This is a genomic window from Ruegeria sp. J8 (assembly GCF_056531925.1).
This window is the reverse complement of the sequence record NZ_JBQFMR010000001.1, coordinates 65,912-91,181: the sequence shown is the minus strand read 5'-3', so window position 1 is coordinate 91,181 and position 25,270 is coordinate 65,912. Positions and strand designations below refer to the sequence as shown.

Genomic DNA, 25,270 nt, shown 5'->3' with positions numbered 1-25,270 from the left:
TTTTACCAATTGATAAAATTTCAGACTGTGGCAAGCTGAGAGTACAACAACCATATCTACAGGGAGTAGAGCGATGGCACAGGGCCAGATGGTCCCCGGCATTGTCTCCGGGCGGCTTTCAAGCGATGAGCTGACCTCGAATTTCACGGATCTGCATCCGCCATTGGCCGCGCATGAGGCCGCCGTGGCAGCAGATCGGTGCTACTTTTGCTATGACGCGCCATGTGTGACAGCCTGTCCGACGGATATCGATATTCCGTTGTTCATGCGGCAGATTCAGGCCGGTCAGCCCAAAGCGGCGGGTGAGACCATATTGGCGCAAAATATTCTGGGCGGCATGTGCGCCCGTGTGTGTCCTACCGAGACATTGTGCGAAGAAGCCTGTGTGCGCGAGGCAGCTGAGGGCGCTCCGGTCGAGATTGGGCGTTTGCAGCGTTATGCAACCGATAGTGTTATGGCAGACGGGGCGCATCCGTTTGTACGTGCCGATTCGACCGGCAAAACCGTTGCGGTGATTGGGGCAGGGCCTGCAGGTCTGGCCTGCGCACACCGGCTGGCGATGCTGGGGCATGAGGTTGTTATTCACGAAAGCAAGCCCAAGCCGGGCGGCCTTAACGAATATGGGATCGCGGCCTATAAATCGACCAACAACTTCGCGCAGGCCGAGGTGGATTGGCTGATGCAGATCGGTGGGATCACGATCGAGACAGGTTCGGTTCTGGGCGACACGATCTCTCTGGAGGGCTTGTCAGCAAATTACGACGCAGTTTTCCTATCCATTGGCTTGGCCGGAGTGAACGCTCTGCGCGCGGGTGGCGTTGATATAGATGGCGTGCGGGCTGCGGTCGAGTTCATCTCGGATGTACGGCAGGCTAGTGATTTGACTGACTTGCCGGTAGGGCGCAATGTGGTCGTCATTGGCGGTGGCATGACCGCCGTGGACGCGGCGGTGAAGTCCAAGCTGCTAGGGGCGGAACATGTCACTATCGCTTATCGCCGGGGACGTGATGCCATGGGGGCCAGCCGGTACGAGCAGGACCTTGCGGCCTCGCATGGGGTCAAGATCATGGCCAATGTGCAGCCTGTGGCCGTGCACGGAAACGGCGCCGCGGCTGAGATTGAGTTGGAATATACCTCGAGCGAGGGCGGTCAATTGACCGGGACGGGCGAAGTGATCCGCCTGCCTGCGGATCAGGTTTTGAAAGCGATTGGTCAGACGCTGGAAGGCGCGCCCGAAGGGCTGACGCTGGACGGCAACAAGATCGCTGTCACTGGCGCGGGTCGGACCTCGATGGCGGGTGTCTGGGCCGGGGGTGACTGCGCGGCTGGTGGTGAAGACCTGACCGTGACCGCTGTGGCCGAGGGTCGCGATGCAGCAATGGACATCCACGCCAAACTGACGGCGTGAAACTGTTATTTTGGATGCTGAACCGCATCAGGAGGGCCTGATAAATGGCTGATTTACAGACAAACTTTCTGGGTATCAAAAGCCCGAACCCGTACTGGCTGGCCTCGGCGCCGCCGACCGACAAAGAATACAATGTCCGCCGCGCCTTCGAGGCCGGTTGGGGCGGCGTGGTCTGGAAAACGCTGGGGGCCGAGGGCCCTCCGGTCGTGAACGTAAACGGGCCTCGGTACGGTGCGATTTATGGCGCGGATCGGCGGCTGCTAGGGCTGAATAACATCGAACTGATCACTGATCGCCCGCTTGAGGTGAACCTGGAAGAGATGGCCCGGGTCAAGGCCGACTACCCGGACCGCGCGTTGATCGCCTCGATCATGGTGCCGTGCGAGGAAGAGGCTTGGAGAGCCATCCTGCCACGCGTTGCCGAAACTGGTGCTGACGGGATCGAGTTGAACTTCGGCTGTCCCCACGGCATGAGCGAGCGCGGGATGGGATCGGCTGTGGGACAGGTCCCGGAATATATCGAGATGGTCACGCGGTGGTGCAAGAAACACTATGACCGTCCGGTGATCGTGAAGTTGACACCCAACATCACGGATATCCGCAAACCCGCCGAGGCCGCAAAGAATGGTGGCGCGGATGCGGTGTCGCTGATCAACACGATCAACTCGATCACCAGCGTCAATCTGGACACGTTCAGCCCTGAGCCTTCGATTGATGGCAAGGGTAGCCATGGCGGCTATTGCGGTCCGGCGGTGAAGCCGATCGCTCTGTCGATGGTGTCAGAGATTGCGCGGGCACAAGCAACGCATGGTCTGCCGATCTCCGGTATTGGTGGCGTGACCACATGGCGTGACGCGGCCGAGTTCATGGCCTTGGGCTGTGGCACCGTTCAGGTCTGTACGGCTGCGATGACCTATGGGTTCAAGATTATTGATGAACTGACGGCGGGCCTGTCCAAATGGATGGACGAGAAGGGGTATAAGGACGTCTCGGAGATTGTTGGTCTGGCCGTGCCGAACGTGACGGATTGGCAATATCTGAACCTGAACTATGTGGCGAAGGCCAAGATCGATCAGGACCAATGCATCAAATGTGGCCGCTGCTATGCCGCTTGCGAGGATACCAGCCATCAGGCAATTTCCATGTCTGATGATCGTGTGTTCGAGGTGATGGATGACGAATGTGTCGCCTGCAATCTATGCGTGGATGTGTGCCCGGTGGATGGGTGCATTTCGATGGTCCCGATGAATGCGGGCGAAATTGATCCGCGTACCGGACGGGAAGTGCAGCCTGACTACGCCAATTGGACGTCACATCCGAACAACCCGATGGCGAAAGCTGCGGAATAGGAGATTTTTCGTCGAAAAATCTTGGACGAGAAAATTCGACGAATTTTCTCAGAACAAAATGTCGATGGGGCCGTTGTGGCAGATCACGATATATTGGTTGGCGGTGCGGATCAGGTGGTATCCGCGCCGCCTTATTTCTTGCTGAAACGTCTCATGCCCCACTTCTCTTTCCACCCAACTAGTGGACCGGCGCACGACCGCACCGCGCTGCGCGGATTTGGTGGAAAACAACTGGTCGAGCCAGGGATCGGGATAGGGGCGAACGGTAGTCATGGGTATATGCTGCCGCAATTTGGTTAACTGGACCTTAAGGCATAAGGAGTTTCCGGTAGAGCGTGTCTACAAAAGGTTCCGCGCCTTCAAAAGGATCTTCGTCCCCCAAAATCGCACGAACCTGTACGTCGAAATCGGCGTAGTGCTGGGTCAGCGCCCAGATCGAAAAGATAAGGTGATACGGATGAAGTCGCGCTATTTTCCCCTGATCCATCCAGCCGACCAGAATCGCCGTTTTCTCATCCACCAAGATCTTGAGGTCACTTGAAAGCGAGTCGTGAATGCGCGGCGCGCCTTGCACGAGCTCGTTGGCGAATAGGCGGCTTTCGCGCGGCAGATCGCGGCTCATTTCCAGTTTGCGTCGGATATAGGCGAGGATTTCCTCCATAGGGTCGCCATCGGCATCCAGTTCGTGCAGAGGGGCCAGCCATGTTTCCAGCAATCCGGACAGGAGCGCGGTGTGAATGGCCTCTTTTGTCGGGAAATAGTACAGGAGGTTTGGCTTGCTCAGGCCTGCCTCGGTGGCAATCTGGTCTACGGTCGCGCCGCGGAAGCCATGGGATGAAAACACGTTCAAGGCAGCCTCGAGAATCGCTGCGCGATTCTTTTTCTGAATTCTGGTGGGGGCGCGGTCTTTGGACATTGTTCCAGACTGTCTCATTTTACGGCAAGTGGGCGCTGGATAGGCCAAAAAATCTAATGGCGTCCTGCAATTTCTTGACTGATCTCGAACCCGTGATAGCGTGAGTTTGACCAGATGGTCAAATCAAGACACCAAAAGCGAGCCAAATCGCAAGCAACAGGGAAGAACAAGATGGCAGCTCCGGCGCAGAACCTCAGGATCAATGGCGACAGATTGTGGGACAGTCTGATGGAGATGGCCAAGATCGGCCCCGGTGTTGCGGGCGGCAATAACCGCCAGACCCTAACCGATGAGGACGCTGAAGGCCGCGCCTTGTTTCAGAAATGGTGTGAGGATGCGGGTTGCTCCATGGGCTTGGATCAGATGGGCAATATGTTTGCTCACCGAGCGGGAACAGATCCCGACGCTTTGCCGGTTTATGTTGGTTCGCACTTGGACACGCAGCCGACAGGCGGGAAATACGACGGCGTCTTGGGGGTTCTTGGCGGTTTGGAGATCATCCGAACGTTGAACGATTTGGGGATCAAGACAAAGCATCCCATTGTGGCTACGAACTGGACCAATGAGGAAGGGACACGCTACGCGCCCGCTATGTTGTCCTCGGGGGTGTTTGCCGGGATGCACACGCAGGATTGGGCCTACGCGCGTGAAGATGCTGAGGGTAAGGCCTTTGGCGATGAATTGCAGCGGATCGGTTGGCGTGGTGAAGAGGAGGTGGGCGCGCGCAAGATGCATGCCTTCTTTGAACTACATATTGAACAGGGACCCATTCTTGAGGCGGAAGGAAAGGACATTGGTGTTGTCACCCACGGTCAGGGGTTGAGTTGGACCCAGATCACGGTGACCGGCAAGGATGCCCATACCGGCTCGACCCCGATGCCGATGCGCAAGAATGCGGGTCTGGCGATGGCGCGGATTCTTGAGAAAGTGGACGAGATTGCCTGGTCCCATGCGCCCCATGCCGTTGGGGCGGCGGGGCATATCGATGTGTTCCCGAATTCGCGGAATGTGATCCCTGGCAAGGCGGTGTTTACGGTCGATTTTCGCTCGCCCGATCTGGACGTGATTCAAGATATGGAGGCACGACTGCGCGTTGCGGCTGAAGATATTGTCGAAGAAATGGGCTTGCAGATCGAGTTCGAGAAGGTCGGTGGGTTTGATCCTGTGCAGTTCGATGACGGCTGTGTGGCGGCGGTACGCGATGCAGCGGAACGGTTGGGGTATTCGCATACCGATATCATCTCAGGCGCCGGGCATGATGCGTGCTGGATCAACCGGGTGGCGCCGACGGCGATGGTGATGTGTCCTTGTGTGGATGGATTAAGCCATAACGAAGCTGAGGAAATCACCAAAGACTGGGCTGCGGCAGGGGCTGATGTTCTGTTGCATGCGGTTGTCGAGACGGCTGAGATCGTGGAGTAGGGGCCGCTGCCCCCGTCGCCCGGTGGGCGAATCCCCCGGGATATTTTTGGCCAGATGAAGCAGGTGGCGTAGACCGCCACAGGGAGATTGAAATGAGCACTGTGATCAAGAACGGAACGGTTGTGACCGCCGATTTGACTTACAAGGCGGATGTGATGGTTGAAGGTGGCGTGATCACCGAGATCGGTCAGGATCTGAAAGGTGATAAGGAACTGGACGCGACCGGTTGCTATGTGATGCCGGGCGGGATTGATCCGCATACGCATCTTGAGATGCCGTTCATGGGCACCTATTCCAGCGATGATTTCGAAAGCGGAACCCGGGCGGCTTTGGCTGGCGGCACCACGATGGTGGTGGATTTTGCGCTGCCTAATCCGGGGGAAAGCCTGCTGGATGCACTGAAGCGTTGGGACAATAAATCGACGCGGGCGAATTGCGATTATTCGTTCCACATGGCCGTCACATGGTGGGGCGAGCAGGTGTTTGACGACATCAAAACCGTGATTGAAACGCGCGGGATCAACACGTTCAAGCACTTCATGGCCTATAAGGGTGCGTTGATGGTGAATGATGATGAGTTGTTCGCCTCGTTCAAGCGTCTTGCCGAGTTGGGCGGCACCGCGATGGTGCATGCCGAGAACGGTGATGTGGTGGCCGAGTTGAGTGCTAAGCTGCTGGCCGAAGGCAATACTGGGCCCGAGGCACACGCCTATTCCCGCCCGCCGCAGGTCGAAGGTGAGGCGACAAACCGCGCCATTATGATCGCCGATATGGCGGGCGTTCCTTTGTATGTGGTGCACACCTCGTGCGAAGAAGCCCATGAGGCCATTCGCCGGGCAAAGATGCAGGGTAAACGGGTGTGGGGCGAGCCTTTGATCCAGCACCTGACCTTGGATGAAAGCGAGTATTTCCACCATGATTGGGAGCATGCGGCGCGGCGGGTCATGAGCCCTCCGTTCCGGAACAAGCAGCATCAGGACAGTCTTTGGAACGGTTTGCAATCGGGAACGCTGAGCGTGGTGGCCACCGACCATTGCGCCTTTACCACCGAACAGAAGCGATATGGCGTGGGCGATTTTACTAAGATCCCCAACGGGACAGGCGGGCTGGAAGATCGGATGCCGATGCTGTGGACCCATGGAGTAAATACCGGGCGCCTGACGCCGAACGAATTTGTGGCGGTTACTTCAACAAACATCGCTAAGATATTGAATTGCTATCCTAAAAAGGGTGCCATTTTGGTTGGTGCGGATGCGGATATCGTTGTGTGGGACCCGGACAAAGCCAAGGTGATTTCAGCCGAAACGCAGCAGTCTTCGATCGACTACAACGTGTTCGAAGGCAAGGAAGTGCGCGGGTTGCCCCGGTTCACGCTAACCCGTGGTTCGATCGCTGTTCATGATGGTGAGATCCAGACACAGGAAGGACATGGGAAATTCGTGGCACGCGAGGCCAATACCCATGTGAACAAAGCGCTGAGCACCTGGAAAGAGCTGACCGCCCCGCGCCCGGTCGAGCGGACGGGTATTCCAGCGACGGGTGTATGATTTGCGGGGGTGTCCTCTGGGCGCCCCAAAGCGAAACCTTTTCAAGGTAATGGAATGACTACTGAAAGTACGACCCAGCCTGTGATCGAGGCAAGGCAACTCGATCTCACCTTCCAAACCAATGACGGCCCGATCCACGCGTTGAAAGACGTGAACCTGACCATCGACAAGGGGGATTTCGTCAGCTTTATCGGCCCCTCGGGCTGTGGCAAGACCACATTCTTGCGCTGTATCGCGGCGCTTGAGACGCCGACGGGGGGGGTGCTGACCGTCAATGGAATGACCCCAGATGAAGCACGGCGCAAGCGCGCCTATGGTTATGTGTTTCAGGCCGCGGGGCTGTATCCGTGGCGGACCATCTCCAAGAACATAAAACTGCCGCTCGAGATCATGGGCTATTCCGCCGCCGAACAGGAAGAACGGGTAAAGAAGGTTCTGGAACTGGTTGATCTGGCGGGTTTTGGTGGCAAATTCCCGTGGCAGCTTTCGGGCGGGATGCAGCAACGGGCCAGCATCGCGCGGGCTTTGGCTTTTGATGCTGATATTCTGCTGATGGACGAACCCTTTGGCGCGCTGGATGAGATTGTGCGCGATCACCTGAACGAGCAGCTTCTGGCGCTATGGGCGCGGACGGAAAAGACGATCGGGTTTGTGACGCACTCGATCCCCGAAGCGGTCTATCTCAGTACCAAGATCGTGGTAATGAGCCCTCGGCCCGGTCGGATCACCGATGTGATCGACAGCCCTCTGCCCAAGGAGCGGCCTTTGGATATTCGAGACACGCCGGAATTTATCGAGGTTGCGCATCGGGTGCGCGAAGGGCTGCGGGCGGGGCATTCCTATGATGATTAAGGCAACCAGACTGTGGGGCGCGCGATGAAAAACTTGGTGCCTATCTTGGTGGTGCTCGCGGCAATTGTCGCGCTGTGGTACGCAGCAGTGGCCCCGATGAACATTCGCATCTCGCTGGATCAGGCCGAGCGTGCGGGGCAGGTAGTGACACCTGAAACGTCGCGCGAACGGCGAGAGACTTCGGTCTGGGTTCTGATGGCGTCAAACCCCGGAGCGATTTCCGGCGGCTATGCGCTGGAACGCCCACGGCTGCCGACCCCCGGACAGGTTGGGCAGGAGCTGTGGAAAACGACCGGTGAGATGGTGGCCAAGGGTCGTGCATTCTCGAAACGGTCGCTGATCTACCATGCTGGAATCACGCTGAAATCCACGCTGTGGGGTTTTCTGCTTGGCACAACGCTGGGCATTTTGGCGGCCGTAGCCATCGTCTATTCGCGTGTCGCGGATATGAGCCTGATGCCATGGGCGATTATAAGCCAGACCATCCCGATTGTGGCGCTGGCGCCGATGATTATTGTCGTCAGCTCTCAGCTAGGGATTGAGGGGCGCGGGGTGCCCAAGGCGGTAATCTCGGCCTATCTGTGTTATTTCCCGGTGCTGGTGGGGATGGTGAAGGGGCTAAGGTCGCCATCGCTGCCGCAACTGGATTTGTTGAAGACCTATAACGCCTCGGGCGCGCAGGGGTTCTTTAAACTTCGGCTGCCATCCTCGGTGCCGTATCTGTTCACGTCGCTCAAGGTCGGGATCGCGGCTGCATTGGTTGGCACGATTGTGGGCGAGTTGCCGACGGGGGCTGTGTCAGGTCTTGGTGCCAGAATCCTGATCGGAGACCAGTTCGGAACGCCTCTGGCCATCTGGGCGGCCCTGCTGGCTGCCGCTATTCTGGCGGGCTTGCTGGTGACACTGTTGGATCTGCTGCAGCGACTGGCCCTGCGCCGGATGGGGTTGAACGCATGACCTGGCTATCCTTTGCTTTGCTGTTCTGGGGCTTGGCCTGGTTTGTGAACTACCGTCTGGCTATCTCGTCCTATCGCAAAACCCGTGCAGCGCGCATTTTTGTGCCGGTTCTGTTTGGCATCACGCTGTTGGTGCTTTGGGAGGGGCTGGTGCGCGGGCTGGGTGTTTCGCCGGTTATCCTGCCGCCACCTTCAGATGTGGGGACAGCCTTTGTACAATCGTCCGGCATTTTGTGGGAAGACTTCAAGCAAACCGTCTTCAAGGGCGCGCTGACGGGATTTGTGATCGGGTGTGCTGCGGCTTTTGCTTGTTCGGTTGCCATAGACCGCTCGGCTTTTCTGACGCGTGGTCTGCTACCCATCGGGAATTTTGCGGCGGCGCTGCCCATTGTCGGGATCGCGCCAATTCTGGTCAGTTGGTTCGGGTTCGATTGGCACTCGAAAGCGGCGGTTGTCGTGGTCATGGTGTTCTTTCCAATCCTGGTGAACACCGTGCAGGGTCTGCGCGAAGCGGATGCGATGCAGCGTGACCTGATGCGGACCTATGCGGCCGGGTATTGGCAGACCTTGTGGAAACTGCGCTTGCCAGCGGCGATGCCCTTTGTGTTCAATGGGTTGAAGATTGCAACCACGCTTGCTTTGATCGGGGCGATTGTGGCCGAGTATTTCGGCTCACCCACACGGGGCATGGGGTTTCGGATTTCGACCGGCGTCGGCAGCCTGTCGATCGACCTTGTCTGGGCCGAGATCGCCGTAGCCGCGCTGGCCGGGACCGTGTTTTATGGCCTTGTCGCAGCGGCGGAAAAGGCGGTGACCTTCTGGCACCCGTCGCAACGAGGATAGGAATTCAACAGACCCCGACAACGGGGCATAAACAGCAACTAGGAGACATGAAGATGAAAAAGCTACTCAGCGGGGCGGTTGCCGCCTTTGGCCTGACCGCCGGTGCCGCATGGTCCGCCGATGAGGTGACATTGCAGCTGAAATGGGTCACGCAGGCGCAATTTGCGGGCTACTATGTGGCCGCCGATAAGGGATTCTACGAGGAAGAAGGGCTGGACGTTACCATTTTGCCCGGCGGCCCCGACATCGCTCCAACTCAGGTGATCGCGGGGGGCGGCGCGGATGTGACCGTCGAATGGATGCCTGCTGCGCTGGCCGCACGCGAAAAGGGTCTGCCGCTGGTAAACATCGCGCAGCCATTTAAAAGCTCGGGCATGATGCTGACCTGCTGGAAGGATGCCGGTATTGCATCGCCGGATGACCTTAAGAACCGCACGCTGGGTGTCTGGTTCTTTGGTAACGAATTCCCTTTCATGAGCTGGATGAGCCAGCTAGGCATCGACACTGGCGGCAAGGGTGAGAGTGGGGTTGAGGTCCTCAAGCAAGGTTTCAACGTTGATCCTCTGCTGCAGCGCCAGGCCGATTGCATCAGCACCATGACGTATAACGAGTACTGGCAGGTGATCGACGCGGGCGTAAATCCCGATGAGCTTGTGACCTTCAAGTACGAAGATCAGGGTGTCGCCACGCTTGAAGACGGCCTCTACGTGCTGGAAGAAAACCTGAGCGACGAAGCCTTTGTCGACAAGATGGAACGGTTCGTCCGTGCCTCGATGAAAGGCTGGAAATACGCCGAGGAGAACCCGGATGAGGCCGCCGAGATCGTGTTGGACAATGACGCGACCGGAGCGCAGACCGAAAAACACCAAAAGCGCATGATGGGTGAGATCGCCAAGCTGACCGCAGGGTCGAATGGCGCTTTGGACCCGGCGGATTTTGAGCGGACCGTGGGTACTCTGCTGGCCGGTGGTTCTGATCCGGTCATCACCCAACAGCCTGAGGGGGCGTGGACCCACAAGATCACCGACGCAGCGCTGAACTAAGCCCGGTTTAAACCGAATTGAGCGCGGCCCCGGTTGGGGCCGCGTTTTGCGTTTCTGATGTCGGAAAAGTGTCTGTACTTAGCCGGGAAATGACTTAGTATTCCTTTGTAAATTATCGCATTTCATACGAAATTGCGACTGGATGGAAAATTATGCAAGGATTTGCATCAGAATTCAATTCAGCCTTGGGTCTGATCCTGACAGGGGATTCAGAGCTGTGGGCGATTGTGCTGTTGTCGCTCAAAGTTTCCGTCTTCGCTGTATTGATTTCTGCCCTGATCGGGATGCCCGTGGGCGCGGCATTAGCCGTTGCGCGCTTTCCGGGACGGCGGATGTTGATCGTGCTGATGAATGCTCTGATGGGCTTCCCGCCGGTTGTTGTGGGCTTGTTGGTCTACCTGATGTTATCCCGATCCGGGCCGCTGGGTGTTCTGGAGTTGCTCTATACCCCGACCGCAATGATCATCGCGCAGGTTGTTCTGGTGACACCTATTGTGGCCGCGCTGACCCGGCAAGTGATCGAGATGCTGGCCGAGGAATATTCGGAACAGCTACGCTCGCTCGGGGTGTCGCGTTTAGCCTCGGTGCCGGTGCTGCTGTGGGATGCACGCCTGGCGCTGGTGACTGCGCTGTTGGCCGGGTTCGGACGTGCCATTGCCGAGGTGGGCGCGGTGATCATCGTTGGCGGCAACATCAACCATGTGACGCGGGTGATGACGACGACCATCGCGCTTGAAACCTCGAAAGGCAATCTGGCGCTGGCGCTGGCCTTGGGCGCGATCCTGATCGGGATTGCGGTGGCGGTGAACGCTATGGTCAGTACCGTCAGCCTGCGCGCCGAGCAGGAGGGGTTGCGCCATGCGTGATCTGGTGTGTGACATGGCCAGCAGCCTGACGGTTCGGGACGTGAAGATAACACGCAAGGGAAAGGTCCTTCTGGACGTTGCGCATTTGTCTTTGGACGGGCCCGGGCCGACGCTGATCCTTGGGCCGAACGGGGCGGGGAAAAGCCTGTTGCTGCGTTGCTTGCATGGTTTGATCGCGCCTGACCGGGGGCGGATCGAACAGGACGGCGTGCCTTTGTCCGGCGAGCACAAATCCCGGCAGGCGATGGTGTTTCAACAGCCGGTGCTGTTGCGCCGCTCGGTCGCGGCCAATCTGGATTTTGTGCTGAAGCGTCAGGGCCTGTCTTGGGGCCAGCGCAAAGCCCGGATCGAAGACTTGCTGACCGAGGGCGGTCTCGACGGAAAAGGACGGCAATCCGCGCGCTCTTTGTCGGGGGGGGAGGCACAGCGGCTAGCCATCCTGCGTGCTCTGGCGTTGGAGCCTGAGACGTTGTTTTTGGATGAACCCACCAGTGCTTTGGACCCGAGTGCTACGCAGATGATCGAACGCATGATCCAGCGCGCCTCGCGACGGGGGGTGCGGATTGTCATGGTGACACATGATATCGGTCAGGCGCGTCGCCTTGCAGTGGATGTCGTTATGATGCAAGGCGGCCATGTGGTTGAACACGGGGTTGCCAGACAAGTTTTGGACGCCCCGCAAAGCGACGCCGCGCGTCGTTATCTTGCTGGTGGGCTGGTGACCTAACTCAAACTATGGAGATCTGGATGATCCGAGATTTTCTTCGGGCTGCATTGGTATCGCTTGGCTTGATGGCCCCTGTGTGGGCCGAGGCCCCGTTCATCGTTGTGCAATCCACCACGTCGACGCAGAATTCGGGCCTGTTGGACTATATCCTGCCGGGGTTCGAGGCTGAAACCGGAATCGATGTGCGCGTTGTGGCCGTCGGTACTGGACAGGCAATCCGAAACGCTGTGAACGGGGACGGAGACGTTCTGCTGGTTCACTCCAAACCCGCCGAGGAACAGTTCGTCGCCGATGGCTGGGGCGTTGAGCGGTTTGACGTGATGTATAATGACTTCGTGCTGGTCGGCCCCAAATCGGACCCGGCCAAAGTAAAGGACGGCGACGATATTGTTGCGGCCCTGACCGCCGTGGCCGAGGCCGAAGCCCCCTTTGCCTCGCGCGGGGATGACAGCGGGACGCACAAGGCCGAGATGCGCCATTGGGCGGCGACCAATTTAGATCCGACGGGCGCATCTGGTGCGTGGTATCGTGAGACAGGGTCCGGCATGGGGGCAACGCTAAACGTAGCCAGCGGGATGAATGCCTATGTGCTGACCGATCGGGCAACATGGCAATCCTTTGGCAACCGGGGCGAGCTTGAGATCATGGTCGAGGGCGACCCGCGCCTGTTCAACCAGTATGGCGTCATTCTGGTGAACCCGGAAAAACACCCAAGCGTAAGGGCAGCGGCGGGTCAGCGGTTTATCGACTGGCTGACCGGGCCGGACGGGCAAGCGGCCATTGCGTCCTACAAACTGGATGGAGAACAGTTGTTTTTCCCCAACGCCGACGGGTCTTAACCGCTAGCGCCGTTGTGGTGAATTGTGCCCAGCCCGCCTAGGTCGTACCCTCCGAACTCGGCGGCGCGGGCCGCGAAGCGATCGGATTGAACAAAGGCCAACAGCTTCAACATTGGGTCATCGAAATAGGCGCGCCGCCAGATCGCAAGGTCCAGCCGTTCAGTATGAGTGGCGCTGAAGCCCAGATCATAGAGACCCGCCAGCGCACCCAGACCAAAACCGGCCTCGGCCTTGCTGTCGTGCAGGGCGATGGCCAGCTCTTCCTCTGTGCGGGCGCAAGTGGGCAGGGCGTCCAGATCCGCGCGGGTCATGCCGTGATGCTCCAACTGTACGTCGAACAGTCTTTGGCTGGCGGCAGAGCTTTGCCGCAGGATCACGCGCCTACCATTGAGGTCCGCGAAGCTTTGGATGTCAGACACGCCGGGGGCCAGCAACAAACCGCGCTGGCGTTGGGCGATTTCAAACAGAACAACCGATGCTTCGCCCAGATGATCGCGCAGGGCTTGGGTGTTGAACCCTTCCGCCTCATGAATATGCAACGCGGCCGCCTGCGCGGTACGGTCCTTTAGGCGGTTCAGCCCGTCAAACGAGCCGTCATAATAGGTCGCCAACCCCGAGCCGCTTTCCCGCAAAGCCCAGTCCAACAGCGGGTCATGGCTGCCCGCCACAATCGGAGGCAAGGGCGGTTCTTCAACCTGAGGACCCGAGCGTGAGGCATTCAACCAGGCGACAACTTCGGAACGGGGAAACAGCAGTTTGCCCATCGCGCGCACGCAGGGTACCTCGCCCGAAGACGCCAGATCATAGGCCTTACGCTCGCCGATGCGCAGCAGATCGGCCAGTTCTTTGGTGGTCAGATACTCGGGCATTCAGTCCAGGCGCACTGCTGATCCGGTCCCAGCGTCCGCTGCGCTGAATCCGATCTGGTTCAGGACAGCAGGGGCGGCGATCGCGATGACGACCATCGCGGCGACGGCGGCTAGAAAGGCTTTCATTGTCTCCTCCGGCGTTAGTTTTCCGGTGCCGTGGCGCGGCGCAGAAAGGCGACCAGATCTTCCCGGTCGTTGGGCTGCGTGATCCGCTGCATCGGCATCTTCGACCCCGGAATGTAGTGGTCGGGCCCCTCATCGAAAAGGGCATTTATGGTTTCGTCATTCCAAATGATATCAGAGTCTTGCAGCGTGTCCGAATAGAAATATCCCGGCAGTGTTCCAGCCCGGCGGCCAAAGACGCCATGCAGCGTCGGACCGGCGCGGCGTTGCCCGTCTGGGGTCAGGCTGTGACAGATTGAGCATTTGCGGGCAAACTGCCGTTCACCATTGCTCATCTGATCGGGGTTTTTGAGGAAGCTGGGCTCGGACGCAGCCATCCGTTCTTGCTCGCGCAGATTGGCGACCGGCCAACTGTACATCGCCTCATCAATGCCGCCGGCGTGGATGTTCTGACTATCGGGTGAAAAAGCCAGCGCCCAGACCGGACCGCGCAAAGTGGCGCGGAAATCTTGCGCGATGCGCCACTCCTCCGTGTCGACCACCATGATGAAGCCCTCGCCGTCGCCTACAGCGAGCATGCTGTTATCAGGGCTAAGCGCCAGCGCCAGAATAGGGCGACGGTCGAGGGTAAAGTCACGTTCCTCGCCCGTGGTCAGATCGCGGACGCGGGTGACACCATCAACAGCGCCATAGGCGATCCAGTTGTCCTGCGTATTTAGCACTAGCTCATTGATGCCAAAGCCATGCTCGACCAGTCGCAGAGTTTCCTGTCCACTGGTCACATCCCACAAGCGCAAAGCCCCGTCGACACCGGCTGAATACAGTTGGTTGCCGTCAGGCGTAAACGCCACGGCATTCACTCCGCTGCCGGTCGTCAGAGTTTTTGGTTCCGATCCATCCACGGGCCACAACCCGATTGTACCATCCCAACTGGCTGTTGCCACATGGGTTTTCGAGGCAGCGATATGTACGATTTTGCCTTTGTGCTGTCCTACAACCTCACCGCCGGGCCAGCGGCGCAGAGTGAAGTCGTCGCCGGCGGAATAGATCGCAGTGCCGTTGAAAGCAACTGCGTTTACAGCTGCCTCATGACCTTCCAGCCATTCCGGCATTTGATCCGACCAGATGCCGACCGAGTTGTCGAAACTTGCCGTAGCGATCCGCCCATCGGGGGCCGTGGCGATCCCCATGATTGGACCGCCATGACCTTTGAGCGTATAAAACTCAGCTAAAGCAGGCAGGGGCAGTAAAGCCAGCGCCAGAACCAACCCGCGCATCTATTCGGCGGGCGAGGCCGTCGCTTTGCTGGCCTCTTTTTCCTGGACCTCCTCCAGCCACAACGAGTGGTGCTCGCGTGCCCATTGCTCTTCGACTTCGCCGGTTCCCATGGCGTCAAATGCACCTTCCATCCCGACCGAGCCGAGGTAGATATGGGCGATGATGATGGCGATGAAAACATAGGCGATCATCACATGCCAGACCTGCGCGTATTGCATTTCCTCTTGCGGCGACATCTGCACCGGCAGGCTCAAACCCATTGCCTGAGGCAGGCCGGTTGCATTGGCGATCTGGAAGGTTTTGGCAAACAGAGGCATCTCGAACGGGAACAGCAGAGACAGGCCCGAAAGGCTGATCGACACGCCCAGCAGAATGCAGGACCAGAATATGACCTTTTGACCGGCATTGAACTTTTTGGCCGGCGGGTGGCTGCCTTTGGTGAACAAACCGCCACCGGCGGCCAGCCATTTCAGGTCGGTCCGGTTGGGAATGTTGTGAGCGATCCAGTTCACCGTCACGATGATCAACCCCAAAATAAAGGCCCAGGCGAGGTTGTTGTGTAGCCACTTGCACCCTTGCGCAATAGTCGCGAAGCCTTCTTTTCCAAAGATCGGGATCAGGAAATCCCGCCCATACAGTGTCAACAGCCCTGTAAACCCAAGCACTAAAAAGGACCCGGCGAAAAGCCAGTGGCCGAACCGCTCAAACCCATTGAAACGCGTGACTGTGCGCCCGGTTTTCTCACCATCAATGCGGATTTTGCCACGGATCAGGAAGAACAGCAGGATCACGGCGGCCATGCCTGCAATGATGTAGGTTCCGTATTCTCGCAACGGTCCGGTGCGGAAAGCCCACCACCACATGCCACCATCCTGGATAAGAACACTGGCTGCGGGCCCCTGAGACGACACGGTGACATCCGCCGACCCATAGCGTAGCGCGCGATAGACATCACTGTCCGAGGCCACACCGGCAGTACCAAACTGCCCCAGCAAACCTTCGACATTGCCTTGGCCAGTGTTTTCCGAGCGATAAGTGTTGTCCACTTTCTCGCCCCGTTGACGGGCCAGAATATCCTCAAGCGTCGTGGCCCCTCCGGTGGCCGAGCGATCCGGTGCCGGGGATTCCGGGGCGTCCTGCGCCCATGTGGCACCGGTCAGGAAGAGTGAGAAGAGCAGAAAATGGATCAGGCGCATGGGTTCTCTCCCTATTCTTGGTCGTGTCAGCGGTCAAAGCCGCCGATCTGCTTGTGAAAAACGGCTCCGACAGGGGACAGGGCCGCCTGAAGGTCGTCTTTCGCGGGGCCGTAGACATCAAACTGAACCGGCGTAAGTAAGGACATAAACCGATCCGCGAAATTTGCCCCAAAATTCTGCATATGAATTATCGCATCATCTGAACTTGCGTAACGTTCATAGATGTGAATGGCGCTGTCGCTTTGATGCCACTCATAGGTTTTAGCGCCTGTTTCCTCGAGGGTCGCGGCGACCATTTCGGCCATCAGGGCCTCGAACTCGGACTGTTTTTCTGGGTTCAGGTCCAGCTTCAACAGCCAGTAGATATCGTTGGTCATAGGCGTCCTACCTTCGTCAGGAAAGGCGGCGACCGACAGGCGGCCACAGGCAAGGGTAAGACAGCCCCCGGCCTAGCGCAGGGGGCTGTCGAGCTTCGGATAGACCTTAGCCGTCTTTCTGGTCGTAGGCGGTGCCCCAACCCCACGCGCCCGAGCCAAAGCCGCGCGCCACAACGCGTTCGCGGTAGATGGCCGAGACCACGTCGCCGTCACCGGCAAGCAGGGCCTTGGTGGAACACATCTCGGCACAGATGGGCAGTTTGCCCTCGGCGATCCGATTGCGACCGTATTTGGCGAACTCTGCTGTCGAGTGCGTTTCTTCGGGACCACCGGCGCAGAAGGTACATTTGTCCATCTTGCCGCGCGATCCGAAGTTGCCCGCCTGCGGATATTGCGGCGCGCCGAAGGGGCACGCGTAGAAGCAATAGCCGCAGCCAATGCACAGGTCCTTGGAGTGCAGGACGACACCTTCTTCGTTCTGATAGAAGCAGTCGACCGGGCACACCGCCATGCAAGGCGCATCCGAGCAATGCATACAGGCCACCGAGATCGAGCGTTCGCCCGGGTTGCCGTCATTGATCGTTACCACCCTGCGGCGGTTGATGCCCCATGGCACCTCGTGTTCGTTTTTACACGCGGTGACACAGGCGTTGCACTCGATGCAGCGTTCAGCGTCGCAGAGAAACTTTGCTCTAGCCATTTTCGTCCTCCTTTACGCTGCCGAGATCTTGCAGAGAGTACATTTGGTCTCCTGCATCTGGGTTACTGAATCGTAGCCATAGGTCTGGGCGGTGTTAGAACTTTCGCCCAAGACATAGGGGTCAGCACCTGCGGGGTATTTGTGTCGCTGGTCCTCGCCCTGGAAATGACCGCCAAAGTGGAACGGCATAAAGGCCACGCCGGCGCCAACCCTGTTGGTCAGCATCGCCATCACCTTGACCTTTCCGCCCTCAGGACCTTCGACCCAGACCTGAGATCCGTCCCGAATGCCAAGGTTATTGGCATCGCGCGGATTGATCTCGACGAACATGTCCTGCTGAAGTTCGGCCAGCCACGGGTTGGACCGTGTCTCATCACCGCCACCTTCATATTCGACCAGACGACCAGACGTCAGGATTATTGGGTAATCCTTTGAAAAGTCGTTCTTTTGGATCGAAGCATAAAGAGTGGGCAGACGATAGGCTTGACGGTCCTCGTAGGTCGGATAGTCCTCCACCAGATCGCGCCGGTTGGTATAGAGCGGCTCGCGATGCAGCGGAATCGGATCCGGGAAGGTCCAGACAACCGCGCGGGCTTTGGCGTTCCCGAAGGGCGCACAGCCATGCTTGATCGCAACCCGCTGGATACCGCCGGAGAGGTCGGTCTTCCAGTTGGTTTCAGGACCCGCAACAGCGTCAATCGCCGCGCGTTCCTCGGCGGTCAGATCGCCATCCCAGCCAAGATCCATCAGCATCTGCATCGTGAATTCCGGATAACCATCCTGAATTTCCGATCCAACGCTATAGACCCCTTCGGCCAGCAGGTTGTCACCATCGCGTTCCACACCGAAACGGGCGCGGAAAGTCAGGCCGCCTTCGGCCACCGGCTTGGACATGTCATAAAGGTTTGGTGTCCCTGTATGACCCATTTCCGGCGTACCCCAGCAGGGCCACGGCAGTCCGTAATACTCGCCGTCGTTTGGTCCACCGATGGCTTGCAGCGTGGTTCTGTCGAACGTGTGCTGGTTGGCCATGTGGCTTTTCAGACGTTCCGGCGACTGCCCGGTATAGCCGATGGTCCAGAGGCCCGAGTTGAATTCACGCGTGATGCTTTCAACATTCGGGGTCTCGGCATCTTCCATCTCGATATTGCGGAAGAAGCGGTCCGCCCAGCCGAACTTGTTGGCGAACTTGGCCATGATGACCTCGTCCGGCAAGCTTTCGAACAGCGGATCAACCACCTTGTCGCGCCACTGCAGCGACCGGTTCGATGCCGTGGCCGAACCACGTGTTTCGAACTGCGTACAGGCAGGCAACAGGTAGACACCGTCGGTGCGGTCATGCAGAACAGCCGAGACGGTGGGATACGGGTCGATCACGACCAGCATGTCCAGCTTCTCCATCGCCGTCTTCATTTCCGTCATCCGGGTCTGCGAGTTGGGCGCGTGGCCCCACAGAACCATGGCACGAACGTTGTTGTCCTGATCCATGTTGGCCGGGTCTTCCAGAACACCATCGATCCAGCGGGAAACCGGGATGCCACGCTCATTCATGAGCGGCTTATCCTTGCCTTCCTTGTCCTTGATCGTGGCGAACTGACCTTTCAGCCAATCCAGATCTTCACCCCAGACGCGGCTCCAGTGACCCCATGCACCTGCGGAGAGGCCATAGTAGCCGGGCAGGGTATGGGACAGAACACCAAGGTCTGTTGCGCCCTGCACGTTGTCGTGGCCGCGGAAGATGTTGGTGCCGCCGCCCGATGTGCCCATGTTGCCAAGCGCAAGCTGAAGCACGCAATAGGCGCGGGTGTTGTTGTTGCCGTTCGTGTGTTGTGTACCACCCATGCACCATACAACGGTGCCGGGACGGTTGTTCACCATTGTCCGGGCGACGCGACGCAGCTGCGAGCCAGGCGTACCGGTAACGCGCTCAACCTCGTCCGGGGTCCACTTGGCAACCTCTTCGCGGATCTGGTCCATTCCCCAGACACGGGTGCGGATGAACTCTTTGTCCTCCCAACCGTTGTCGAAGATGTGCCACAGGATACCCCAGACCAGTGCAACGTCGGTGCCGGGGCGGAAACGGACATATTCATCCGCATGGGCCGCGGTGCGCGTAAAGCGCGGGTCGCAAACGATCAAAGGGGCGTTATTCTGCTCTTTCGCACGCAGGATATGCAGCAGCGAGACGGGGTGCGCCTCGGCCGGGTTACCACCGATGATAAAGATGGCCCGGCTGTTGTGCATGTCGTTGTACGAGTTGGTCATGGCGCCATAGCCCCATGTGTTCGCAACGCCAGCAACAGTGGTCGAGTGGCAGATACGGGCCTGGTGGTCCACGTTGTTCGTGCCCCAGTAGGCCGCGAACTTGCGGAACAGATAGGCCTGTTCGTTATTGTGTTTCGCAGAACCCAGCCAGTACACGCTGTCCGGCCCGGATTCTTGGCGGATGTTCATCATGCCGTCGCCGATCTCGTCGATCGCCTGTTCCCAGCTGATGCGCTTCCACTCTCCGCCTTCTTTTTTCATCGGGTACTTCAGGCGGCGCTCACCATGGGCGTGCTCGCGGACCGAGGCCCCCTTGGCGCAGTGCGCACCCAGGTTGAACGGGCTGTCCCAGCCGGGTTCCTGCCCGACCCAGACACCGTTCTGCACTTCGGCAACAACTGTACAGCCGACCGAGCAGTGAGTGCATACGGATTTGATGTTTTCAACGGCGGTGTTCGCCGCTGTCTGGGCGCTGGCTGGCGTCACGGTTCCACCCGTGGCGCTGATTGCGGCAAGGCCGCCGATCGTCAGGCCCGAGCCACGCAGAAATGCGCGGCGATCGACGGTTTTCTCGCCGACCTGGGACAGGATACTTGTCCGCTGGGGGCGTCTCGCAACCCCGTTGGTCTTTTTCCTAAGCATTACTTTCCTCCCTTGCGTGCCATGTAAGTCACGGCTGCTTGGTACTTCGCAAAACCGACGTCAGGGCCAATCGCAACCGTCTGTCGGGTGGTGAAAACGTCCGATCCTAGAACCGGGTGCTTTCCAGATATGCGCGTGTATGCGCGGTGTCCTGCATCCGGGTTTCGTCCGTGGGCAGCTCGGCTGCTTCGGCCTGTCCGGTCAGGCTGGCTGCGGCGACAGCAGCGGGTGCTGCGGTTCCGGCCAGTTTGAGGAAGTCGCGGCGCGTTGCACCTTCTTCCTTGGTCTTGCTCATGGGTGTCTCCTTTCCCATTTGCAGTTTAACGCCCCGCAAGGGACGCTGGCGAATGACAACGTCTCACGCTGCCGACATTCGGAAAGCTTCGCGCTCGATCTCCATAAAGACCCGACCGGCAGTGCCGACTGAGGCATAGAGGACCGAGTTCTCGGCGCCTTCCAAATCCGAATAGAAATGCGTGGCCCAAGGGCCGATATGTTTGTTCCAGAACGCTTTCTGGTCCTCCAAAGACGCGGGCGCGCCGAACCGGCCGACGATCATACCCGCCATCATCTCCATCAACGAGGCGATGTTGTCTTCGGGTTCATAGACGTTTTTCGCCCGCGTGATACCGCGCACAGCCATGTCATTGCGCAGCTGAGCCAATGGTTTCTCGTTCAGGAATCCGGTTAGGTAAAAGCTGGCATAGGGCAGAAGCTCTCCGCGTCCCAAACCGATGAACAAGGCATTGAACTCACGTTCAGCAGACGCAGGTTTGGTGACTTTGGCCACCCGAGCCATTGCCTGAATAGCCTGACCCAGATCGCTGTCATCGCCGCTGAGACCCACCATCTGGTCCAGAAGCATCTGATCTGGCGGACCGGCCAGCAGCAGGCCCAGAAAGTTGTAGAAATCCGCGCGCAGGCGATCCTCGGCCGAGACATCCATCTGTTGCGCTTCACTTGCGGTCATTCGGTTATCCTTCGAATTCAAATTTCATGCGGCGCGGGGCAGGGGCGACTTCCGCCTCCTCTGGCGCGTTAGGTTCTATTTCCGCCACGAGAACGGGCTCTGGGTCGGGCAGGTCGATTTCTTCGGGTTCTGGCTGAGGTTCCTCGGCCTCGACCTCGATATCGGAATCTTCCGCCTCGGCTTCGGCCTTGGCGGCCAGCGCTTCGACATGAGCAAGCATACCCTTGCCGACCTGATAGGCGGTCTGAAGGTTTTCGATCACACAGGCCGCATCGGTGTAGTCCTCACCATAATCCACCAAGCCGTCTACATTGGCCAATACCGGGTTCAGTCGCCACAACCTGCGCAGGGCGCGGCGGCGAAGACGATCGGGGACAGCTTTGGCCATAAAGCCCGAGACATCGTCACCAGCTTGCAACTGATCGGGATCGGGGAGGTTGAGCTCGGCCAGAATCTCGGCGTCGGTTTTTTCTTCCAGCTCGGCGCGCTGATCTGCGATCACCTGTTCTTCGGCTGCGATTACTTCGGCCTCAGCCTTGGCCTGAACGGCGGCTTTGCGGCGGGACCAGAAATCGCGGGCTTCGGTCATTGGATGATCCTCCGCGGGGCGCGGTAAACATCAGACGTTTGTCGGATGCGCGCATCGCCTTTGCCATCTTCGACCAGATCAGTGCGTTTCTTGTCGCGCTTGCGTTTAACGAAGACTTCATCGCGGTGATGTTCCAAAGCGAAATCCCGCACCCAGGCGATCAGCCCGTCGGTCATTGGAATTTTCTCGACAATCTCTTCACCGGTATCTGCGTAATCCTGTCCTTCATAGGGTGAGGCTGTGACCAGCACAGCATCCATCGGGCGCTGCCCGTCCAGCGCATCGCGCAGCACAAGGTATATCGAGGGCGTGCCGTCGGACAGGTTGACCATATACGCCTCGGTCTCATCCGCCCACAACGTCAGGGGCAGGGTTGCTGCGTGGTATTCTACAGCCTCCCCTTCACGGCGCATTTCGTGCCAGTCCGCAGGACCGGCGCCGGGCAAAACCGCGACGGCGCGCCAGTTCCATTTCGCCCAGCGAGTGACTCCGGGCGCTTTGCGCACGACGACGCCAATTGGCATTTCAATTTGATGAGCGGCCTTCGCCACGTATTCCTCCCCGGAAGGCTCTCCCCTGCCTTCCCCATGTCCACTATGGTACACAAAATGATCTTCTGCCAAGCCCAAGCACTACGACTTTAGTCGCATACGGTGATAGCGAGTTCGTGAGGGGCCTTGTTCCCCGGTAGAAAAACAGGGTTGTTTAGCGCGTCCGGGGGTTGGATTTGGCGTGTTTGCGATGGGGTTTACATTGCCGTCCCCTGAATACAGCCTACTGTGCTGTGAGATGGCGCGACATCCGGGGAGGGGATATGAGCACCAAACTACTATTATGCGACTGCGCGGGCACTCAGCGCGTGGACGCAGACAAGATTGCGTCCGCTTGCGATGCGACATGTTCCAAGGTCCACACGGCGCTGTGTACGCGCGAATTGGAGACAGCTGCGAAGTTTATGCAGGACGGTGACGTGATTGTCGCCTGTGGGCAAGAGCAGGAAGTCTTTCGCAACCTGGCCGAAGAGCTTGGGGTCGAGGCCCCAGGTTTCGTCGATCTACGAGACCGCGCGGGATGGTCGGATGAAGGCGCTGATGCCGCCCCCAAGATGGCAGCGCTGGCTGCCGAGGCGCTGTTGCCGCAGCCGATCACGCCCAGCGTGGATGTCGTCAGCGAAGGCACGTGTTTTATCATCGGCCCCGGTGCAGTTGCGTTTGATCTGGCCGAGCGCCTGTCGTCGACCTTGGCCGTCACGGTCCTCAGCACCGACGATAGCGAGCCGATGTCGCGGGCCTACGATGTGGTGCGCGGGCGTGTTCGGTCGCTGACCGGTGCTTTGGGTGGATTTTCCCTGCGGCTGGATGCGCTGCAACAGTTAGAACCCGGCGGACGCGGAGCCTTTGCATGGTCGGAACCGCGCGACGGGGCGGGCTCATCCTGCGATATCGTTCTGGACCTGACCGGGGACACGCCTTTCGTGCAGGCCCCCGCCAAGCGCGAAGGGTATCTGAGGGCCGATCCCAAGGATACCGTCGCTGTAGAACGTCTGGCCTTTGAAGCGGCGCAACTGGTCGGCACCTTTGAAAAACCGCTTTATGTTCGGATGGAGGAAACTCTCTGCGCCCATTCCCGCGCCGAACAGGTAGGGTGTTCTAACTGCCTGGACATCTGTCCAACCGGTGCGATCACCTCTGCGGGCGAACACGTGTCAATCGACCCTATGATCTGCGCCGGATGCGGAGGATGCGCTGCGGTCTGCCCCTCGACAGCGATCACCTACGAAGACCCGCCGGTTGCAGCACTTTTGTCCCGGATGCACATTCTGGCGCGCACTTATAGACGGGCCGAGGGACAAGCGCCCCGGCTGCTGGTTCATGATGCCCACGGGGCTGAAATGATCCGACTGTCCGCCCGCTTTGGTCGTGGTCTGCCTGCCGACGTGATTCCATTGGAACTGAATGTGATCTCGGGCTTTGGCCATTCCGAAATGCTGGCCGCGCTGGCCCATGGATTTGCCCGTGTGGATGTGCTGCTGGCGCCAACGACTGAGCGGGATGCATTGGACAGGGAACTGGCATTGGCCGAGGCCATCGCAGGCGTGGGCAAGCTGGGCCTGATTGATGAAGCGGACCCGGACGCTATGTCCGATCAGCTATATGGTCAGGATGTTCCAGCACCTTTGGCCGACACGGTGCTGCCCTTGGGAAATCGGCGTCAAATCGCACGCTTGGCCGCGCAGGCGCTTAATCCACAGGCCGATGCTCCGCTGCCATTGCCCGAAGATGCGCCTTACGGCGCGGTGGCCGTGAATACAGACAGTTGCACGCTGTGTCTGAGTTGCGTGTCGCTCTGCCCGTCGGGGGCGCTGATCGACAACCCGGATATGCCGCAGCTGAACTTCCAGCAGGATGCTTGTTTGCAATGCGGCATGTGCCGAACAATCTGCCCCGAGGACGCGATCACGCTGGTCCCGCAACTGGACCTGAGCGATGCCGCCTTGTCTCAGCAGGTGTTGAACGAGGAAGAGCCCTTTGCCTGTGTCGAATGCGGCGCGCTGTTCGGCGTTAAATCCACTGTCGAACGGATCATGGAGAAGCTGTCGGGCACGCATCCAATGTTCGCCACCTCGGAGCAGGCGCGGATGATCCAGATGTGCGACAATTGCCGAGTGAACGCGCAGTTTCAACATCAGGACAATCCGTTCCAATCCGCGCCGCGCCCGAAGGTGGTCACGACCGAGGACTACTTCTCAAAAAGGAAGGATCACTGAAGTTGCAGCGGAGCGCCCAGATCAGCGGCGCGAATGACCGAGACAAAGGCCAATATCGCATCCAGCTCGTCCAGCGTTATCTCGACCGGATGAATGGGCGAGGGGCGTTCCGGGTCGAAGGGCGGTGTCAGCCCGTCGATCTGGGTAAAGGCCGGATGCGGGTTCAGGGCAAAAAACGCCTCGAACCGTTCCGACCAGTCCGGCATCGCACGCAGTACGGCAAAGGATGGCGTCGAGCCCAGCCCGTTCATGCGGTTTTGAGGGCCGATCACGTGGCATCGCCCGCAATGGGTCATCGACAGTTCCTCGCCCAACAGGGCATCGCCGTCGATCACGGTTTCTTCCTGCACGGCGGCGATCTCGAACTCGGCCGAAAACGGCGTGCCATTGTCGGGGGCGAACCCTTCGACCGTGCGTTTGCCGATATCCGACAGCAGCCAGTCGCGGAACCGTTCGTGTTTGGTGTCGTCCCCGATGCGCAGGTGGTATATCACCCCATCGCGGGCAAAGACAGGATCACCCGGAGGGCCGCTTTCCAACACCAAAACGCCCGCGTCATCGGCAATAACCCGTATCCCGGTCTTGAGAGAAAAGCGGGGAAGAATATGTTGCAACAGGCCAGAGTCGGTAACTTCGGGCGGGGCAGTCAGCCCGAGCGCCTCTTGCGACCAAGAGGGGGTGGCGGTGAGCGTCAGGCTCAGGCACAAAAGGAGTACGCGCATGGGG

The 25,270-nt window shown here is 59.0% G+C and carries 26 protein-coding genes; 12 read left to right on the top strand and 14 right to left on the bottom strand.

Annotation, left to right across the window (positions count from 1 at the left end):
• Window positions 1-73 precede the first annotated feature (73 nt).
• Together ACR0L1_RS00415 and preA are read left to right on the top strand one after the other, a co-directional pair.
• Window positions 74-1,408, top strand: a complete 1,335-nt coding sequence (locus tag ACR0L1_RS00415) for an NAD(P)-dependent oxidoreductase (protein WP_170788508.1) — start codon at window positions 74-76, stop codon at window positions 1,406-1,408.
• A 44-nt stretch (window positions 1,409-1,452) separates the two neighbouring features.
• Window positions 1,453-2,757, top strand: a complete 1,305-nt coding sequence (preA, locus tag ACR0L1_RS00410; protein ID WP_480856578.1) for an NAD-dependent dihydropyrimidine dehydrogenase subunit PreA — start codon at window positions 1,453-1,455, stop codon at window positions 2,755-2,757.
• A gap of 48 nt (window positions 2,758-2,805) precedes the next feature.
• Here the strand turns inward: preA and ACR0L1_RS00405 are convergent, their stop codons facing one another.
• Window positions 2,806-3,030: an N-(5'-phosphoribosyl)anthranilate isomerase gene (locus ACR0L1_RS00405; protein ID WP_170788510.1), complete on the bottom strand. Its 225-nt coding sequence runs from the start codon at window positions 3,028-3,030 to the stop codon at window positions 2,806-2,808.
• Window positions 3,031-3,064: 34 nt separating this feature from the next.
• Window positions 3,065-3,673, bottom strand: a complete 609-nt coding sequence (locus ACR0L1_RS00400) for a TetR family transcriptional regulator C-terminal domain-containing protein (RefSeq protein WP_480856576.1) — start codon at window positions 3,671-3,673, stop codon at window positions 3,065-3,067.
• A 171-nt stretch (window positions 3,674-3,844) separates the two neighbouring features.
• Here ACR0L1_RS00400 and ACR0L1_RS00395 point away from each other — a divergent pair, with 171 nt between their 5' ends.
• The 9 genes from ACR0L1_RS00395 to ACR0L1_RS00355 all read left to right on the top strand — a co-directional run bounded on the left by ACR0L1_RS00395 (window position 3,845) and on the right by ACR0L1_RS00355 (window position 12,768).
• Complete coding sequence (locus tag ACR0L1_RS00395) at window positions 3,845-5,095, top strand: Zn-dependent hydrolase (protein WP_170788512.1); 1,251 nt, start codon at window positions 3,845-3,847, stop codon at window positions 5,093-5,095.
• Between the two features lie 92 nt (window positions 5,096-5,187).
• The gene (hydA, locus tag ACR0L1_RS00390) at window positions 5,188-6,642 is read left to right on the top strand and encodes a dihydropyrimidinase (RefSeq protein WP_170788513.1); all 1,455 of its coding nucleotides are present in this window, start codon (window positions 5,188-5,190) and stop codon (window positions 6,640-6,642) included.
• Between the two features lie 54 nt (window positions 6,643-6,696).
• Window positions 6,697-7,494, top strand: coding sequence for an ABC transporter ATP-binding protein (locus ACR0L1_RS00385; RefSeq protein WP_170788514.1), 798 nt, complete (start codon window positions 6,697-6,699; stop codon window positions 7,492-7,494).
• A 24-nt stretch (window positions 7,495-7,518) separates the two neighbouring features.
• Complete coding sequence (locus tag ACR0L1_RS00380) at window positions 7,519-8,451, top strand: ABC transporter permease (RefSeq protein ID WP_170769468.1); 933 nt, start codon at window positions 7,519-7,521, stop codon at window positions 8,449-8,451.
• Entirely contained in the window at window positions 8,448-9,293 is an 846-nt protein-coding gene (locus tag ACR0L1_RS00375) for an ABC transporter permease (protein WP_170769469.1), read from the top strand. The genes ACR0L1_RS00380 and ACR0L1_RS00375 overlap by 4 nt, the downstream gene beginning before the upstream one ends.
• Window positions 9,294-9,346: 53 nt before the next feature.
• On the top strand, window positions 9,347-10,336 hold the full coding sequence (locus ACR0L1_RS00370) for an ABC transporter substrate-binding protein (protein WP_170788515.1): 990 nt from the start codon (window positions 9,347-9,349) through the stop codon (window positions 10,334-10,336).
• A gap of 152 nt (window positions 10,337-10,488) precedes the next feature.
• Entirely contained in the window at window positions 10,489-11,202 is a 714-nt protein-coding gene (locus tag ACR0L1_RS00365) for an ABC transporter permease (protein WP_170769471.1), read from the top strand.
• Entirely contained in the window at window positions 11,195-11,929 is a 735-nt protein-coding gene (locus ACR0L1_RS00360) for an ATP-binding cassette domain-containing protein (protein ID WP_480502985.1), read from the top strand. Before ACR0L1_RS00365 ends, ACR0L1_RS00360 begins: the two co-directional genes overlap by 8 nt.
• A 20-nt stretch (window positions 11,930-11,949) precedes the next feature.
• Window positions 11,950-12,768: an ABC transporter substrate-binding protein gene (locus ACR0L1_RS00355; protein ID WP_480856572.1), complete on the top strand. Its 819-nt coding sequence runs from the start codon at window positions 11,950-11,952 to the stop codon at window positions 12,766-12,768.
• On the opposite strand, the gene ACR0L1_RS00350 is transcribed toward ACR0L1_RS00355, so the two are convergent.
• From ACR0L1_RS00350 to ACR0L1_RS00300, 11 genes are all read right to left on the bottom strand, one after another.
• A complete protein-coding gene (locus tag ACR0L1_RS00350) occupies window positions 12,765-13,637 on the bottom strand; it encodes a substrate-binding domain-containing protein (protein ID WP_480856570.1) in 873 nt (290 codons plus the stop codon). The genes ACR0L1_RS00355 and ACR0L1_RS00350 overlap by 4 nt on opposite strands.
• The gene (locus tag ACR0L1_RS00345; RefSeq protein WP_269149758.1) at window positions 13,638-13,763 is read right to left on the bottom strand and encodes a hypothetical protein; all 126 of its coding nucleotides are present in this window, start codon (window positions 13,761-13,763) and stop codon (window positions 13,638-13,640) included. It lies immediately after the preceding gene.
• A gap of 14 nt (window positions 13,764-13,777) precedes the next feature.
• A complete protein-coding gene (locus ACR0L1_RS00340) occupies window positions 13,778-15,037 on the bottom strand; it encodes a c-type cytochrome (protein ID WP_480856568.1) in 1,260 nt (419 codons plus the stop codon).
• Window positions 15,038-16,234 (bottom strand): formate dehydrogenase subunit gamma, encoded by a 1,197-nt coding sequence (locus ACR0L1_RS00335; RefSeq protein WP_480856566.1) that lies wholly within the window; start codon window positions 16,232-16,234, stop codon window positions 15,038-15,040.
• A 26-nt stretch (window positions 16,235-16,260) separates the two neighbouring features.
• Window positions 16,261-16,611 carry a putative quinol monooxygenase gene (locus ACR0L1_RS00330; RefSeq protein ID WP_480856564.1) on the bottom strand — a complete coding sequence of 117 codons (351 nt, stop codon included), beginning with the start codon at window positions 16,609-16,611 and terminating at the stop codon, window positions 16,261-16,263.
• Window positions 16,612-16,717: 106 nt separating this feature from the next.
• On the bottom strand, window positions 16,718-17,311 hold the full coding sequence (fdh3B, locus tag ACR0L1_RS00325; protein ID WP_037307340.1) for a formate dehydrogenase FDH3 subunit beta: 594 nt from the start codon (window positions 17,309-17,311) through the stop codon (window positions 16,718-16,720).
• Between the two features lie 12 nt (window positions 17,312-17,323).
• Entirely contained in the window at window positions 17,324-20,218 is a 2,895-nt protein-coding gene (locus ACR0L1_RS00320; RefSeq protein WP_480856562.1) for a formate dehydrogenase subunit alpha, read from the bottom strand.
• A gap of 106 nt (window positions 20,219-20,324) precedes the next feature.
• Window positions 20,325-20,513, bottom strand: a complete 189-nt coding sequence (locus ACR0L1_RS00315; protein ID WP_170352882.1) for a ubiquinol-cytochrome c reductase iron-sulfur subunit N-terminal domain-containing protein — start codon at window positions 20,511-20,513, stop codon at window positions 20,325-20,327.
• Between the two features lie 63 nt (window positions 20,514-20,576).
• Complete coding sequence (locus ACR0L1_RS00310; RefSeq protein WP_480502977.1) at window positions 20,577-21,188, bottom strand: TorD/DmsD family molecular chaperone; 612 nt, start codon at window positions 21,186-21,188, stop codon at window positions 20,577-20,579.
• A gap of 4 nt (window positions 21,189-21,192) precedes the next feature.
• Complete coding sequence (locus tag ACR0L1_RS00305) at window positions 21,193-21,777, bottom strand: DUF3306 domain-containing protein (protein ID WP_480856559.1); 585 nt, start codon at window positions 21,775-21,777, stop codon at window positions 21,193-21,195.
• Window positions 21,774-22,328 (bottom strand): DUF3305 domain-containing protein, encoded by a 555-nt coding sequence (locus ACR0L1_RS00300; protein ID WP_480856557.1) that lies wholly within the window; start codon window positions 22,326-22,328, stop codon window positions 21,774-21,776. The genes ACR0L1_RS00305 and ACR0L1_RS00300 overlap by 4 nt, the downstream gene beginning before the upstream one ends.
• 263 nt (window positions 22,329-22,591) lie before the next feature.
• Between ACR0L1_RS00300 and ACR0L1_RS00295 the strand changes: the two genes are divergently transcribed.
• On the top strand, window positions 22,592-24,544 hold the full coding sequence (locus ACR0L1_RS00295) for a 4Fe-4S binding protein (RefSeq protein WP_480856556.1): 1,953 nt from the start codon (window positions 22,592-22,594) through the stop codon (window positions 24,542-24,544).
• Here ACR0L1_RS00295 and ACR0L1_RS00290 read toward each other — a convergent pair.
• Window positions 24,538-25,266 carry a hypothetical protein gene (locus tag ACR0L1_RS00290; protein WP_480856554.1) on the bottom strand — a complete coding sequence of 243 codons (729 nt, stop codon included), beginning with the start codon at window positions 25,264-25,266 and terminating at the stop codon, window positions 24,538-24,540. The genes ACR0L1_RS00295 and ACR0L1_RS00290 overlap by 7 nt on opposite strands.
• Between the last annotated feature and the right edge of the window lie 4 nt (window positions 25,267-25,270).